Raw genomic sequence first — 16,214 nt, 5'->3', positions numbered from 1 at the left:
CGGCCTGCCACGGACGTTCGGCGCGGCGCTAAAATAAACGAGGTGAGCGGACGTTTGCGCACCCTGCGCCACTGAGGCGCCCGCACCGCTAGCATCGGATGAGAGGGAACGCCGTGCAGTATCTCCCCGAGGAATTTCACCTCACCGCCTCGGCCCGGGCCGCGATGATCGCTGATTTCCAGTATTTCCACGCCAACCCCGAGTTGTCTTTCCAGGAAGTGGAGACCTCGCGGGCGCTCCGGGAACGCCTGGAAGCCATGGAACTTTCCGGCGCGCTCACCCGCGAGATCATCCCCGTTACCGATACCGGTTTTGCGTGCGTGCTGCGCAACGGCTCCGGCCCGGTGGTGGGCTACCGCGCTGATATGGACGGGCTTCCCGTTGCCGAGCGCACCGGCCTGAGCTATGCCTCGCGGGCCACCGGGATCGATGCCTCCGGGAAAAACGTTCCGGTTATGCACGCCTGCGGGCACGATTCCCACATGTCGCTCGCGCTCGCCCTGGCACGGGCCTTTGCCGCAAATACGCAGCTGTGGCACGGCACCATTGTTTTTGTTTTCCAACCATCGGAAGAAAACGGCCTGGGGGCACGCGCCATGGTGGAGGCTGGCCTGTGGGAGAAAGCCCCGCGCCCGCAGATCATGTACGGCGGCCACGTGGTGCCACGCCCGGCCGGTTGGGTCAATCTTTATCCGGGTGGGGTTCTGCCCGGCTCGGACGGTTTCGAAGTTATTGTGCACGGGGTAGGCGGGCATGGTTCGCAGCCCCACCGCGCCGTCGACCCTATTGTGATAGGTTCGGCCATCGTTACCCGCCTGCAAACAATCCGTTCCCGCATGACGGACCCGGACCGCAACGCGGTTGTGAGCGTCGGTGTTTTCCAGGCCGGCAGCCAGGACAATATCATTCCGGACACCGCGCGCCTGTGCATCAATACCCGGTTCCGGGATGAGGAAACCCGCGCAATCATCAACACCGGTATCGAGCGGATTGTGCGGGCTGAGGCGCTCGCGGCCGGCGCGCCCGAACCGCTGATCCGCCAGATCCGCCAGGTGGATGCCACCGTGAACGACGACGCAGCTGTTGCGGCCTTGCGTGACGTCATCGCTGCGGAACTGGGGGAGGAGAATCTGGCCGCCGAAACTTTCGGTTTCAGTGAGGACTTTGCGGTGCTGGGACAGAGCGCCGGGGCACGGTCGGTATTCTGGCTTTTCGGCGGGTTTTCACCCGCGCAGCTCAACCCCGCGCAGGGGGAGCCCGCTTCGAATCACTCCCCGGATTTCTACGCCGATCCGGAGCTTTCCCTGGAGCCTGCTTATCGGGTAGGTGCCTGCGCGCTCTATTCGCAGCTGCGTGTGGATTCCTGAGCCGGGTAGCCGGCCAGCTTCAGGAGGTGCGCTGCGGGCGCACTACGTCCAGCTCACCGCCGCGCCATCCCATTCCCCGAACCGCACATCAGCGGGGAAGCGGGTGCGCATCACCGCGATGGCTTCCGGATTGGCATCAACAAGCAGGAAACGGCGCTCCAATTCGCGCGCCGCGGCCCCGGTGGTACCCGAACCGGCAAAGAAATCAAGGACGCAATCCCCCGGCCGAGAGGACGCGGTGATAATTCGGCGCAGAATCCCCAGTGGTTTTTGGGTGGGGTAGCCGGTTTTCTCTTTCCCGGTAGGGGACACAATGGTATGCCACCACACATCCGTAGGAAGTTTGCCGCGCGCCGCCTTTTCCTTCGTGACCAAACCGGGAGCCATATACGGTTCACGATCCACATCTTCCGAATTGAAATAGTAGCTAGCCGGGTTTTTCACGTACACCAAAATGGTGTCATGCTTGGCGGGCCAGCGTTTTTTCGTGCGGGCGCCGTAGTCGTAGGCCCAAATAATCTCATTGAGGAAGCACTCTCGCCCGAAAAGCGCATCGAGGAGCACCTTCGCGTAGTGCGCCTCCCGATAATCAAGATGGAGATAGAGCGTTCCCGAATCGGTGAGGAGCCGCCAGGCCTCTTCCAGGCGCGGTTCAAGAAAACCCCAATATTCGGCGAAGCTATCATCGTAGCCGAGTACCCGCTCCACGATAGTTTCATACCGTTGGCCCTTGAAACCGATACGATTCCCGGTGCTCGAACGCCGGGTCACCACCGTGGAGCGGCGCTGGGGCCGGCCGGTATTAAAAGGAGGATCGAGGTAAATAAGCTGGAATGATTCGGCCGGGAGGGCCCGGAGCACCGGTAGGTTATCTCCGAACACCACAGCGTCCGTATCCGCATCATTCCACATATATGTATCCTCACTTTCTTACCGGCGGCCCGCACGGACGCGGGCCGCCCACTATTCCGGGAGTGCGCAATTAGCGCAGGCGCGTACCATCGGCCAACTCAAAGAGCGTGCGTAGCACCGCTCCGTTACTGGAACGCAATCCGCTGTGCTCATGGGTAGACGTCACGTACCGGTGGATCCCGGGCAGCAGCGCCCCCGTTTCGAGGGAGAACTCCACGGGCACGTAAGCGTCGTTCACATACACAGCGGCCGCACCCCGTGCCCCGGATTCCCGCAAAGCTTCCGGGAAGTAGAGCTGCGGCCACGGCCACGTGGCTAGCTTTTCAACGACATCCTTCCACGGCTGGAAGGCCGGGACGGTATCCGCCCACTCCGCCCAGACGTGTTCACCGTAGAGGAGCGACGTATCGGTGCGGAAATCCTCCGGTTGGGTACGTTCCGCACTCCAATTGGTGACCACGCCATCCGCGTACGAAGATTCGTGCAGCACGTAGTAGAGCGGATTACGCCCATCAAAGGGCATAGCGGCGGCCAGGTCATAACGGAAAGCCGTAGAAGCCGGATCCTTTTCCAGGAGGTAGTACAGTTCCCGCCACCCGTTATCCGAACCGAGGAGATGCCCGAGGGAACGTAGCCGTGAGGGCGAAACGATTTCCCCCGAGGGCAATTCAATGGAGCCGCTACCGGCCAGATCCACCAGCTCCCGCACCCGATCCCGGTGCGCGGGGAAGCGCCGGTAGTACTCTTCACTGTGCTCCCGCATCTTTTCCCACGTGAGGGAATAGACATCATCCGCGCTGCGGCGCACCGCGGTGAGCCCGCCGGTGAGGAAAGCCTGATCGATATGTTCGGGCGCTACCGAGAGGTAATGCACGGTGGTGAAACCACCGAAGGACTGCCCGAGAAGATTGATTTTCTCCGCGCCGAGCTCGCGGCGCAGCGCCTCGCAATCGCGCACAATGCCACCTGCGCGGTGCTCCCGGTGCGGAGGATATCTTCCCCGACGGGCGTGGAGCGGCCCGTACCGCGTTCATCCACAAAAACAACCCGGTAGCGTTCCAAGGCCACATTCAGCCAGGAGGGCTCCAGCGGGGAAAGGCTGGGCCGCCAGGCTTCATAGCCCGGCCCGCCCTGCAGATAGAAAAGGTAGGGGAGGGATTCCCCACCCGGGCGGGTGGCGATGCGAGCGAATACATCGATGGTGCGCGTATCTTCCCGATCCGCGGTGAGCGGCACCGTGAGGCTGAGTTCATCGAGGCGAAGCTGCCCGAGGTAGTGCGTTGTTGTCGTCATAATAGGAACGCTACCAGGCGCTTCGACATGAGTAGCTACACGATGACCTCGCGGGAAATCTCCACGGTGCGATCCGCCGGGAGACTCTTCACCCAGGCCGGCGATGCGGAATGGCGCGCGATCCGCGCAAAAAGCCAGGCTTGCCAGCGGGGCAACTGCGGAAAATCACCGGTGCTGGCAGCGGGCACGGCGCTCGAAACTGCGTCGTCGTTCTTCCCCCGCGAGCGTACCCCGAGGTGACTAAGCACCCACTGGGCCTCGCTGAGCTTCCAGGACCCCCAGCCGTATTCGCGCTGTGCCCATTCCAGATCGGCTGGAATATTGCGACTATCCATGAAGCCGTAACGCATCGTGAGGTGCACAACGCCCTCCACGCGCGGGCTCACCTGCGTCAGTGTGATGCGCTCGGCGCGCTCGATATGGGCCTGCGGGGCCGTTTTGATGGAGAGAATAATGACGTGGTCGCGCATACTGCGATGCAGCGCCGTGGTGGCCAGCAAAGCAGCCGGAACCGTGGTAGCGAGGGAATGCGGATAGATCACGGTACCCGGAACGCGCCGCAGCGGATTTTTCTGCAGCTGCGCCGCGAACTCCGCGAGGGTGCCTTCGGTCCGTGCCCGAGTAGCTGCCACCACCGCCTCCCCGCGCCGCCACGTGAGCATGACCACCATGAGAACGAGCGCGATGAGCAGAGGCAGCCACCCGCCGGTAACCAGCTTCGCGGCATTAGCGGCGAAAAGCGGTACTTCCACCGCGCCGAGGACCACCGCAAGCGCTGCGCTTTGCCACCAGCGCCAGTGCCAGCCGATCACAGTGAGGGCCAGGAGCATGGCGGTGGTGAGAAGGAAATCGGTGGAAACCGCCAGTCCGTAAGCGGAAGAAAGCCGCTCCGAATCGCGGAAAATCACCACGACGGCCGCAACTGCGGCCACCAGCAGCCCGGTAATATCCGGCAGGTAAATCTGCCCCGCCCCGCTCGCGGAGGTATAGCGGATCCGCAGGTGCGGCAAGTATCCCAACCGGGAAGCCTGGCGGGCAATGGAATAGGTTCCCGCGATCACCGATTGCGAGGCAATCACCGTGGCGCCGGTGGCCAGCAGCATGAGCACCAGGGCCCATTGGGACGACACCAGGTGGAAGAACGGATCGGCGATGGCCTCCGGATGCGCGAGCAGCAGCGCACCCTGCCCCAGGTAGTTACACACCAGCGCGGGGAGCACCACCACGAACCACACCACGGAAATGGGGCGCCGCCCGAAATGGGCGATATCGGCGTAGAGCGCCTCGGCGCCGGTCACCGCGAGCACCACCGCGCCCATGGCGAGGAAACCGATAGCCGGGTGGCGGCCCACGAAGGTGAGGGCCTCATGCGGGGAAAGTGCCGCGATAATTTCCGGATGCGCGGCAATATGCGGGAGTGCGATGAGGGCCAGGCCCGTGAACCACAGCAGCATGAAAGGTCCGAAAATAGCGCCGACCCGCCCGGTGCCGTAGCGCTGCATCCAGCCCAGGGTGAGAAGAATCACCAGCGCGATGGGCACGATGAGGGTGGCGGGGAAGGCTGGGAGTGCCACCCGGATGCCTTCGATAGCGGAGAGCACGGAAATGGCCGGGGTGATAACGGCGTCGCCGAAAAAGAGCGCCGCACCGAACATGCCCGCCACCGTGAAGAGCGCGGCAGCTCGCGGCCGCCCACCGCTGAGGGTGCGCAGCAGGGTGGCGAGGGCGATGATTCCGCCTTCGCCGTCGTTATCCGCACGCAACACAAGGATGACGTATTTGAATGACACGATAAGAAGGAGCATCCACACCACCAGGGAGATCACTCCGTAAATCGAGGCGTCCGTGAGCGGAACGGCGCCGCCGTGCACGGTGAAAACCGCGCGTACAACGTAGAGCGGACTGGTCCCGATATCGCCGAAAACGACGCCGAGAGCAGCCAAACCAAGACCGGCGCGGGTCAGAGCCCCGCCACGGTGGGCGCTGTGTTCCCCACCGTCACGCCGCAGCGATGCAGCGCGAAAAATTTTTGTCATGAGCGGGAATCCTAGCCACCCTTGCTGACGAAAACGCGTGGAAAAGGTCCGGTGTGATGTTCTAGTCACCCGGTGTACCATCGTCCCAGGAAGCTAATCGTTGCGGTGAGGAGTTCAATAACAATGGAAACAGTGAACGGTGGCGCCCAGCTCGCCAGTAGTGGGGCGCAGGTCCTCGCCTGGGTGGTTATTAGCGTTTTGGTGCTGGCACTGGGAATTCTTTTGCTCTTCTTGGCACGCCGCCACGCGGCGCGCGGCACCATGGAGGTCACGCCCGCGGAAGTTGCGGCCGGCGCGGTTGCGGAGAACGAAGAATATGGGAACGACGGCGCAGCTGAGGCCGTTGGCGGACCCGGCACCACCGGAACTGATCCCGCGGGGGATTTCTGGGATTCCCCGGAAGGTCAGCCGCGCTCCTAAACGCTGAAACAACGAGGCCGGGGTGCCCCGGCGGTCACTAGACTGGGAGGCCATGAGCATGTCTGAGTTTGCTGAGTCCACGCCCGATACGGAGCTGGCGGATCCGCTGCAGGCGCAGGGAGGTGCCGCCGCTGATCGCCACGCTCGCGGATACGCGCAGTTCATCGCGGCATCCCCGTCGTCCTACCACGCAGCGGCGCAGCTGGCTCATATTCTGGAAGCGCACGGTTTTACCGAGCAGCGCGAAACGGAACCCTGGGAGGCGCGCGGGGCCCGCTACGTACGGCGCGGCGGGGCACTGATTGCCTGGGTGAGTCCGCGGGGCGCCGGTTCCGGCGAGCTGGCACCCTTCCGCATCCTGGGCGCGCATACCGATTCGCCCAGCCTCAAACTCAAGCCGGCCGGAACCTCCCGCCACGGGGGCTACACCCAGGTGGATATGGAAGTCTACGGCGGGCCATTGCTCAATTCTTGGCTCAACCGGGATTTGGGGCTGGCCGGGCGCGTCACGGATATGGACGGTCGGGAATACCTGGTTCGCACCCCCGCCTGCATGGTGATCCCGCAGCTCGCCCCGCACCTTATTTCCGGTAACCGTGATAGTCTCACGCTGGATCGTCAGCAGCATCTCCACCCGATTGTTACCGGGGTGGATGCGGGCTTCGGCGCGGATACGGATAGCGATCTTTTTGAAACCCTGGCGCGTTATGCGCAGCCGGGGCCGGAAGGCCGGGAAGCGCCCGGCGCTGAATGGATCGGCTGGCATGATATTTACGCTTATGATGTGGAGCCGCCGCGGCGCAATGGGGCGTACCTATCGGCCGGACGCCAGGATAATTTGTCCTCCGTATACGCCGGGCTGCGCGCACTCCTCGACGGGGTAGCCGCTGGCGTGGGGGATAACGCAGCTCTTCCCTACTTCCCGGTTTTCGCCGCTTTTGACCACGAAGAAGTAGGTTCGGGAACCACCAGCGGAGCCAGCGGGCCCTTCCTGGAAACCGTGCTGACCCGCATCGCGGAAAGCTTCGGGGTGCGCGGGGATAGCTGGTACCAGCTGCTGGCGCGCTCGGCCTGCCTATCCGCCGATGCCGGGCACGCCCTCAACCCCAATTACGCGGAGTTCTACGACCCGGATTCCGCCCCGCGCGCCGGTGCCGGCCCGCTCATCAAAATGAACGCCCAGCAGCGCTACGCCTCCGATGCCGCATCGGTCACGCTCGCTCTCCGTGCGGCCAGTGATGCCGGAGCGGCCTACCAGTTCTTCATCTCGCGGAATTCCATTCCCTGCGGTACCACCATCGGCCCACTCACGGCTACCCGCCTGGGTATCACCACGGTGGATGTGGGCGTGCCGCTTCTGTCTATGCACTCGGCGCGCGAGCTCTCCCACGTGGAGGATCTCTACCAGCTGCGCCGCCTCATTCGCGGTTTCCTTTTCGGTGAGCGCGCCGCTGATATGCAGGATGCGGATCTCGCGGATACCGGCGGGGGAGCGAGCCCGGGCGCAGAAAGTGAGAGCAATGAGTAGCGTCCCCGTCACGAACGTTGCCTATCTGCTTGATCGCACCGCCTTCGCCAACCCGGATCGCACCTGCCTGCTCTATGACGCTACCGCCCTGACGGTCGGGGAAGCCCGCGATACCACCTCCCGCCTCGCCCAACTTTTCGTGCAGGCCGGCGTCTCACACGGGGACCGCGTTATGATCGTGGCCCATAATTCTCCCTATCACTATCTTGTTGCGGTGGCCTGCGCCCGCATCGGTGCGGTGTACGTTCCGGTGGATGCCCGCCTCCACCCTGTGGAGATTCAACGCCTCGTTGATTTCGCGGCCCCGCGCGTCCTTATCGCGTGCGCGGAAATAGGCACCGCCGGCGCCTTCACCTCCACGGGAACCCTTATCCATTTTGTTATCGACGACGACGTGCTCGCCCCGCCCTTCACTCCTGCCCTCACCAACGGCTATATTGCTCTGAGCGCGGCAACCGGGAGTTTCACCGCTGATTTCGTTGCCGATGGCACCGCCGGTAATCCCGCTTTTAATACGGAGGGATACCCGAGCGGGGTGGCCGTTATGATGTTCCGGCCCGCGCCCCCGGAAGCGCCACGAGCCCTCGAACTTACTCATGACAACTTGTGGTGGGCGGATCGTATTTTCCACGACGCGCTGGGTTACGGGCGCGACGACATCTTCCTGCACAGCGCCCGCTGTTCATCTATCGCCGGTTTCAACGGCGGCACGCTTTTCCACTTCGCACGCGGGGGCCGCATTGTTATTGCACGCACTCCCTCCCCGGCCGGCCTGCTGCACCTTATGGAAGAACACCGGGTCACCACCGTGTTCGGCACCCCCACCACCTATTCTTTTATGCTCGACGACGACACCTTCCTCGCCCGGGACCTCTCCAGTCTCCGCTACGCCTTCGTGGGTGGAGCGGCGGTACCGCCCGCTCTTATGGGGCGCCTGGATGCGGCGGGTCTCCATCCTCTTAATATATGGGGGTCTGTGGAAACGGGCGGCGTCGGCCCGTATCTTCCCACCGCGCGCGTGTCCCATAAGGCTGAAACGGTGGGGCGCGCCATGCCCTACGTGGAGATTCGCCTGGTGGAACCGGGTACCGATACCCCGGTGGCGCCTGGGGAAATCGGAGAAATGCAATTGCGCGGGCCGAGCATTTCGGCTGGATACTGGCACGGGGATAATTACCAGCGCTCTTCTTTCGCGGGGGAATGGTTCTGTTCCCAGGATCACGCGCGGGTGGATGCAGACGGATATATCACTCTGGTTGCCCGGGTCACCGATACCATCAAGACCGGGGGAGATACCGTTCACCCCGAAGAAATTGAGCGGGTACTCCACCAGTACCCGGGAGTGCGTTCCGCCTTGGTTACGGGTGTGCCAGATCCGGTGTGGGGCCAGGTGGTGGGAGCCGCCATCGTGATGGATTCCCACGCGGCTCGCCCCGAAGATTTCGCTACTCCGGATCCGGCGACCGGTGGTTTCGCGGTGGTGCCCCAAAGCTTGCCCGTGCCCAGCCTCGACCAGCTGAGGGCTTTCGCCGCCCAGGCGCTCGCCACCTTCAAGCTCCCGCGCCTCCTTCTGGTGCTTGATGAGCTGCCGGTGGACGATGACGGGAAGGTATCCCGGGCACGGCTGCGGGATCTCTTCGGGCACGGTACTGCCGCGCCCGCTCCCGCGGCGCCCTAAAACAGTGCGCATCTCATCGCTGGAATGATTTTGAGAAAAACTATCTCAGCATATGAGATATGCACGGCGTGAGACGTGACTCTTTCCTGAAAGTCTTCAGTCGCTCACAACGTCGAAAAACGGCTCTGTGCCGCGGATTTTCCCCATTCTTGCGAGCGTGAACATTTGCACATCAAAAAAGCCTGAGCCTAAACGTAAAGAAATCGTCAAGACTCGTGTAGGCTTTTTTCATGGTTAGAGCGGTGGCGCTGGCTATCCGCACAGGATGTCAATGCGTGTTCCATCCTGTGGAGATCGTCAACGCACCGGATTCTCAAGAATCCGGCACCGCTTTTGCATATTCCACGCGCTCACGGCGCGAACATGATCACTCCGCACCGGGGGACTGCCCCCGCGGTACGGAAACAGTCAATGAGGAGGTTCCTTCGTGAAGAAGACCGCTTATCCCTTGGTGGCCGGAGCAGCCGCGCTTGCTCTGGTCATGACTGGTTGTTCCTCCAACGGCAAGGGTGGCCCCACCCAGGTCGAAGGAAATGTCAACCGGACCGCTTCGGTCACCGTCGGTGCCGATGAATTCCTGGGCTACAACGGCTTGACGCCCACTACCTACAGCTCGGCCAACTCCCTTGTTGTTGACCGTATGATGCCCGGTTTCGGCTACTACTCCGCCAATGGCGAGTGGAAGCACGGCACCCCGCTCGGTGACTATGAAATGGTTTCTGAGAACCCCCTCACCGTGAAGTACACCTTCAACGATGAGGCCAAGTACCAGGGCGGCGAACTCATCACCTGTGAAGACGCCTACATGGACTGGGTTACCCAGAACCCGAAGTGGATTATGGACGGCCAGGCCGCTGCCGGCTCCGATGAACCGCTGTTCAATCACGTGTCCAGCCCGGATACCTACGCGGACGGCGTTCCGGAAGGCCCCCAGTGCAACCCGGGTGACCGTTCCTTCACCATCACCTACAGCGAGCCGAATCCGGACTGGCAGCTGGTTGTTTCCGGTCCGCTTCCCTCGCACGTGGTAGCCAACAAGATTGGCATCTCCAAGAAGGAACTCTTCGAGGCCCTGAAGAACAAGGACTTCGAGACCGCTAAGAAGGCCGCTGAATTCTGGAATAACTGGAATTCTCCCACCCCGGGCCAGTTGCCCGCCGCGGAAGATGCGCCGTCCTTCGGTCCCTACACCCTCAAGGAAGGTGGCTGGGAAGCCGGTCAGTACATCACCATGGTTCCCAACCCGGATTGGTGGGGTGAGAAGCCCGGCCTCGATGAACTGGTGATCCGCTTCATTCCGCCGGAAGGCCAGGTGCAGGCCCTCGCCAACCAGAACGTCAACGTTATCGAACCGCAGGCCACCAAGGACACCCTTGATGCCCTCAACGGCACCCAGGGCGTGACCGTCCTCGAAGGTAACACCATGATTTGGGAGCACTTCGACTTCAACTTCAAGCCGGGCTCCATCTTCGCCAATGACAAGGGCGGCCTCGCGCTGCGCCAGGCCATGGCCTACTGCATCCCGCGTCAGCAGATCGTTGATTCGCTTATCAAGCCGCTCAACGACAAGGCTGAAGTTCTCAACTCCCGCGAATACTTCCCGGATAACCCCGAGTACAAGGAAGTTGTGTCCGCCTCCTACAACGGCGAATACGACACCGTGGATATCGAAAAGGCCAAGGCCAAGGTTGCTGAATCCGGTATCGCCAACCCGGTGGTCCGCATTGGTTACAACCAGCCCAACCAGCGCCGTTCCGATGAGGTTGCCCTCGTGACCTCCTCCTGCGCCCAGGCCGGCATCACCGTCCAGGACGTCGGGGCCCAGGGCTTCATGGCTCCGGGTGGCGGCTATGAGAGCGGCGACTTCGATATGGTGCTCTTCGCCTGGTCCGGCTCCGGCCAGATCGTTTCCGGCGCGAATATCTACAAGTCCAACGGTGGCCAGAACCAAACCGGTTACGCCAACGCCACTGTTGACACCGAATGGGACAAGGTTTCCTCCAGCCTGGATCCGAAGGTCCAGAAGGAAGCCAAGAAGGTGATTGAGAAGGAACTGTGGAATGACCTCTTCGGTATTCCGCTCTTCACCCACCCGGGCATCGCGGCGTACACCACCGGTATGGAGAACGTTGAGCGCAACGTCACCCAGTCCGGCATCGCCTGGAATGCCGAAAAGTGGAGCTGGGGCTCCGCACCCGCCAAGGCTGAGTAATTAGCCTTATGCATAGGAAGTAATAGTTATTTTCTAGCTGCACCGGAGGGGCCGCGAGCGCGGCCCCTCCCGGCGTGCAGTCTCGTTCACCCTTCCTGTGTCACATCCCACGTCCCATTTCGTCTGGAAATGCTTATGTACTATAGTCACCGAGTAAAATTGTCCGAACCGGCGCCCATCGGCACACAGAACGGAAAGAAGTCTCGCGGTGTATAAATTCATCGCCAAACGAATTGGCATCTCAGTACTTATCCTCTGGGCCGCGTCGCTCCTTATTTTTGTTCTTACGATCAATTCGGGCGACCCCCTCGAGGACCTTCGCGAATCCAATAACCCGAATCGCGAAAACCTCATGCAGCAGCGCTCCTCCTTCATGGGCCTCGACCTGCCCTGGTACGAGCGCTATTGGACCTGGCTGACCGGAGCGGCAAAATGCTTCATCGGCCAGTGCGACCTGGGCGTCAATCGTTCCGGACAGTCTGTTAATGACATGCTCGGTCAGGCCGCTTCCGCCACCTTGCGCCTCGTGCTGGCGGCCACCTTCCTCGCGATCTTCTTCGGAATCTTCTTCGGCGTGATGAGTGCTATCCGCCGCTACACCGGTTTCGATTACGTCGTGACCTTCCTCGCCTTCACCTTCTACTCACTACCCGCCTTCGTTTTCGCGGTGCTTCTGAAGGAATACGGCGCTATTCGCTTTAATGACTGGCTGGCAGATCCAACAATTTCACTGGTTACTATCGTGATATTTGCCGGCATTTTCGCGCTCTTTGTGCAGGCCCTCGTGGCCGGCGGCCCGAAGCGGCGCGCGATGGCCGCGGGCATTAGCTTCGCTGTTGCTTTCGGCGTTATGGAATACATTTCCGTCACCCGCGCCTTCCTCGAACCCACCGGCGGGCTGTGGATCGAAGCTCTCATGGGCCTGGCCGGCACGGTGCTCTTCACCGGTCTCTTCCTCGGTTTCTCCAATAAGCGCGGCTTTGCCGTGGTGGGCGCCAACGCCGCGATCATGTTCGTCATCGTGGCGGCCTGCTCGAATATGCTCTGGGAGCCGACCTGGGGCTTCCTCTTCTTGATTCTGGCTCTCGGAGTCGCCGTTTCCGTGGGCGTGTCCTACTTCTTCGGTGGCTACGCGCGCCGCTCGGTGACCTGGGCGTCGATCTGGGCCGTTTTCTCGGTGTGGATCGCGATTATTTTCGATTTCGCGGCCCGCTACTGGTCGACCTACCTGCCGCTCACCCAGAACCGCCCGATTTCCACCATCGGTTCGATGACTCCGAATTTCCAGGGTAGCCACGTCTTCTGGCTCAGCTTCTTGGACTCCTTCACTCACCTCTTGCTGCCGACGATCTCGTTGACGCTCATGTCCATTGCGTCCTATACGCGCTATACGCGTTCGTCCATGCTGGAAGTGCTCGGTCAGGATTACATCCGCACCGCGCGGGCCAAGGGACTTCCCGAGCACACGGTTATTACCCGGCACGCTTTCCGTAATGCCATGCTGCCGCTGCTGACCATTATCGCTTTCGATTTTGCCGGCCTGATCGGTGGCGCGGTTATTACCGAAACGGTCTTCGGCTGGAAGGGCATGGGTGAACTCTTCCGAACCGGGCTTGCCCAGGTCGATCCGGCCCCGGTTATGGCTTTCTTCCTGGTCACCGGCGGAGCCGCGGTTCTCATGAATATGGTCGCGGACATCATGTACGCCTACGTCGATCCTCGGATTAGGCGGTAACCATGAGCCTGACTACCCCCATGAATCGTCACCAAGCCCGAGGAGAATCCGATGAGTGAGAATCGCTCGAAAACAACCGTCGCGTCGCTCGACCCGGAACACGTTGTTGAGGTCGACGACGCTCAGCTCGCTTCCTCCAGCCCCTCCTATTCGCAGGGGCGCCTGGTGCTGCGCCGTTTCCTGCGGCATAAGCCCGCGATGGTTTCCGCCGTCGTTCTTATCCTTGTGACGCTGGTGGCTTTCCTGTCCATTGGCTGGAATATGAGCTTCTTCGGCCTGCAGTGGCATTTCTCCGGTCTGTGGCGCCACAATTACATGGATGTTCTGGATGTCGTTAATAACGGCAAACCGACGATGACCTGGACCTCGCTGGGCGAACACCCCTTCGGGCAGGACAATATCGGTAAGGACTACTTTGCCCTGACCATGAAGGGCACCCAGATTTCAATTATTATCGCCTTCGTTGTCGGGCTGGTGTCCACCATTATCGGCACGATTATCGGCGCGGCCGCGGGGTACTTCCGCGGTTGGACCGAAGCGATCCTCATGCGCATCACCGACCTCTTCATCGTGATCCCGCTCCTTATTCTCGCGGCGGTTATCGGCAAGATGGTGGGAAGCCAAGGTATCTTGTTCCTCGCGGTGATGCTGGGCGTGCTCTCCTGGACGGGCCTGGCCCGCCTGGTGCGCGGCGAAGTGCTCTCCTTGCGCGAACGCGAATTCGTAGCCTCGGCTCGCGCGCTGGGAGCTTCCCCGTGGCGTATCATTTTCCGTCACATCCTCCCGAACTGCTTGGGCACGATTATCGTTTCGGCAACCCTGTCGATTTCGTCGGCGATTCTGCTAGAGACGTCGCTGTCCTTCCTCGGCTTCGGGGTGCGCCCGCCGGCCACCTCGCTCGGTTTGCTTATTTCTACCTACCAGACCACGTTCTCGACGCGCCCCTGGCTCTTCTTCGCCCCGGCCGGCCTGATCCTCATCATCGCGCTCTCCATTAACTTCATCGGTGACGGCCTGCGTGATGCCTTCGATCCGCGCCAGCGTTCGGCGGTATCGCGCCGCAAGATGAAGGCCCTCGCCGAAGGACATATTGAGAACGACGTCGAAGCTGATCTCATGCCGGTGACCACTGCGGCCACCACCGCGACGGGTGGCGAGCACGCCGCTCCCGCATCCGACGCCACCGAAAGGAAGGGCGAATAAATGCGTCTCGGAAAACGCGCTGCAACAACGCAGGATAAAGCCGCCGCGACAGCGGCCACGGCCACGCTGAAGGCTGACCAGCCCGTCGTCACACCCCATCCGAAAACCGATAAGCCGGTGCTCGGCTTCGGGGAATTGGACGTCAAGTTCGCCACCGAATTCGGTGCGGTTCACGCCGTGCGAGGCGTGAGTATTGATGTGCGCCCGGGCGAAGTGGTGGGTCTTGTTGGCGAGTCCGGTTCCGGTAAATCGGTGACCTCCACCACAGCCCTCGGCCTGCTGCCTTCCAATGCTGTTATTAGCGGAAGCGTGCAGGTAGCCGGCCGTGAAGTACGCGGAATGACCTCGCGGGGCATGCGCGCGCTGCGCGGTGCGGAAGTGGGCATGGTATTCCAGGAGCCTATGACCGCGCTCAACCCGGTGCTCACCATCGGCCGCCAGATGACGGAAGGTCTGGAAACCCACGGGCTTGCCTTCGGGGAAGATGCCCGCAATCGCGCGGTCGCCATGCTCAAGGCCGTCGGGCTGCCCGATGCCGAAGAGCGCATGAACCAGTACCCGCACCAGCTTTCCGGCGGGCAGCGCCAGCGCGTGGTTATCGCGATTGCGCTTATCGCCAACCCCTCCGTCATTATTGCGGACGAACCGACCACCGCCCTGGATGTTACCGTCCAGGCGGATATCCTCGACCTGCTGCGCTCCCTCAAGGACCAGCTCAATACCGGTATTCTCCTCATCACCCACTCCATGGGTGTGATCGCGGATATGGCTGACCGGGTGCACGTGATGTTCAAGGGTGAGATTGTGGAATCGGGCGACGTCGTCCAGGTTCTCAATCACCCCAAGCATCCCTATACGCGCCGCCTATTGGAAGCGGTGCCGCACCTGGGCCAGGGCCGCGAACAATTCGGTTTCTCCCTGGAAAAGGAAGCATCCATCGACCTTGATAAAAAGGTGCTGGAAGCCAAAGATCTCGTTATCGAATACGAGATTCCGGGTAAGGAACCCTTCCGCGCCGTGGACCATGTGTCCCTGGATGTTGCGGAACGTGAAATTGTCGGGCTCGTGGGTGAATCCGGTTCGGGTAAATCCACGATCGGCAAGTGCGTACTCGGGCTTATCCCGGCCGCGGCCGGTGAGGTAAAGATCTTCGGTGAAGATCTGGTGGGAGCTTCCCGTAAGCACGCCCAGGAACTGCGCCAGCACGTGGGCGTGGTCTTCCAGGATCCGGCCGCGTCCCTCGACCCGCGGTTCCCGGTGGGCGATTGCATTATGGAACCGCTCGACGTTCACAAGGTCGGCACCAAGGCGGAACGTCGCCAGCGTGTGTACGATCTGCTGGATGCGGTGCGGCTGCCGCGTTCCTCCTTCAACCGCTACCCGCATGAGCTTTCCGGCGGTCAGCGCCAGCGCGTGTGCATCGCTCGCGCTCTGGCCCTGCGCCCCAAGCTCCTCATCGCGGACGAACCGACCTCCGCGCTGGACGTTTCCGTTCAGGCCCAGGTCCTGACCATGCTCTCCGAACTGCAGGATGACATGGGCTTCGCTTGCCTCTTCATTTCGCACGATCTTGCGGTGGTCGATATGCTCTCGCATCGCGTGGTAGTGCTGCAAAACGGCAAGGTTGTAGAAGCGGGCCAGCGCGAGGACGTCCTCCACAACCCGCAAGAAGCCTACACGCAGCGGCTCCTGGCGGCCGCTCCGGTTCCCGAACCGATTGAGCAGCGCCGCCGCCGCGAAGAACGCCACGCGCTGCTGCGTAAGCAGGGCCGGGAAGTGTCGCGTTTGCGTTTGAGTGAGGACGACGCCGCCAACTAGGCGAGAGCTACT

At 61.9% G+C, this 16,214-nt stretch carries 12 protein-coding genes; 8 read left to right on the top strand and 4 right to left on the bottom strand.

Annotated features, from left to right (window positions below; genetic code table 11):
• Positions 1 to 113 precede the first annotated feature (113 nt).
• Positions 114 to 1,367 (top strand): amidohydrolase, encoded by a 1,254-nt coding sequence (locus DDD64_RS03965; RefSeq protein WP_126135146.1) that lies wholly within the window; start codon positions 114 to 116, stop codon positions 1,365 to 1,367.
• A gap of 42 nt (positions 1,368 to 1,409) precedes the next feature.
• Here DDD64_RS03965 and DDD64_RS03960 read toward each other — a convergent pair whose 3' ends face one another.
• From DDD64_RS03960 to DDD64_RS03950, 4 genes are all read right to left on the bottom strand, one after another.
• Positions 1,410 to 2,279 carry a DNA-methyltransferase gene (locus tag DDD64_RS03960; protein WP_126135124.1) on the bottom strand — a complete coding sequence of 290 codons (870 nt, stop codon included), beginning with the start codon at positions 2,277 to 2,279 and terminating at the stop codon, positions 1,410 to 1,412.
• Between the two features lie 70 nt (positions 2,280 to 2,349).
• Positions 2,350 to 3,237 carry an alpha/beta fold hydrolase gene (locus tag DDD64_RS03955; protein WP_241227364.1) on the bottom strand — a complete coding sequence of 296 codons (888 nt, stop codon included), beginning with the start codon at positions 3,235 to 3,237 and terminating at the stop codon, positions 2,350 to 2,352.
• Positions 3,135 to 3,572, bottom strand: a complete 438-nt coding sequence (locus DDD64_RS09025; RefSeq protein WP_241227363.1) for an alpha/beta hydrolase — start codon at positions 3,570 to 3,572, stop codon at positions 3,135 to 3,137. Before DDD64_RS09025 ends, DDD64_RS03955 begins: the two co-directional genes overlap by 103 nt.
• A gap of 35 nt (positions 3,573 to 3,607) precedes the next feature.
• Positions 3,608 to 5,608: a potassium transporter Kup gene (locus tag DDD64_RS03950; RefSeq protein WP_126135123.1), complete on the bottom strand. Its 2,001-nt coding sequence runs from the start codon at positions 5,606 to 5,608 to the stop codon at positions 3,608 to 3,610.
• 123 nt (positions 5,609 to 5,731) lie between these two features.
• Here DDD64_RS03950 and DDD64_RS03945 point away from each other — a divergent pair, with 123 nt between their 5' ends.
• From DDD64_RS03945 to DDD64_RS03915, 7 genes are all read left to right on the top strand, one after another.
• Entirely contained in the window at positions 5,732 to 6,028 is a 297-nt protein-coding gene (locus tag DDD64_RS03945) for a hypothetical protein (protein WP_126135122.1), read from the top strand.
• A 58-nt stretch (positions 6,029 to 6,086) separates the two neighbouring features.
• Entirely contained in the window at positions 6,087 to 7,556 is a 1,470-nt protein-coding gene (locus DDD64_RS03940) for a M18 family aminopeptidase (protein ID WP_126135121.1), read from the top strand.
• A complete protein-coding gene (locus DDD64_RS03935) occupies positions 7,549 to 9,234 on the top strand; it encodes a class I adenylate-forming enzyme family protein (RefSeq protein ID WP_126135120.1) in 1,686 nt (561 codons plus the stop codon). The genes DDD64_RS03940 and DDD64_RS03935 overlap by 8 nt, the downstream gene beginning before the upstream one ends.
• Positions 9,235 to 9,661: 427 nt before the next feature.
• Positions 9,662 to 11,446, top strand: coding sequence for an ABC transporter substrate-binding protein (locus DDD64_RS03930; RefSeq protein WP_016443187.1), 1,785 nt, complete (start codon positions 9,662 to 9,664; stop codon positions 11,444 to 11,446).
• 208 nt (positions 11,447 to 11,654) lie between these two features.
• Complete coding sequence (locus DDD64_RS03925) at positions 11,655 to 13,181, top strand: ABC transporter permease (protein ID WP_126135119.1); 1,527 nt, start codon at positions 11,655 to 11,657, stop codon at positions 13,179 to 13,181.
• A 51-nt stretch (positions 13,182 to 13,232) separates the two neighbouring features.
• Positions 13,233 to 14,384, top strand: a complete 1,152-nt coding sequence (locus tag DDD64_RS03920) for an ABC transporter permease (protein ID WP_126135118.1) — start codon at positions 13,233 to 13,235, stop codon at positions 14,382 to 14,384.
• A complete protein-coding gene (locus tag DDD64_RS03915) occupies positions 14,385 to 16,202 on the top strand; it encodes an ABC transporter ATP-binding protein (protein ID WP_016443184.1) in 1,818 nt (605 codons plus the stop codon). It begins immediately after the preceding gene.
• Positions 16,203 to 16,214 lie beyond the last annotated feature (12 nt).

This window comes from Actinotignum sanguinis, from assembly GCF_003957255.1.
In the GTDB taxonomy this organism is placed as follows: domain Bacteria; phylum Actinomycetota; class Actinomycetes; order Actinomycetales; family Actinomycetaceae; genus Actinotignum; species Actinotignum sanguinis.
The sequence above is the reverse complement of the archived record's forward strand: the minus strand, read 5'-3'. Positions and strand labels throughout refer to the sequence as shown.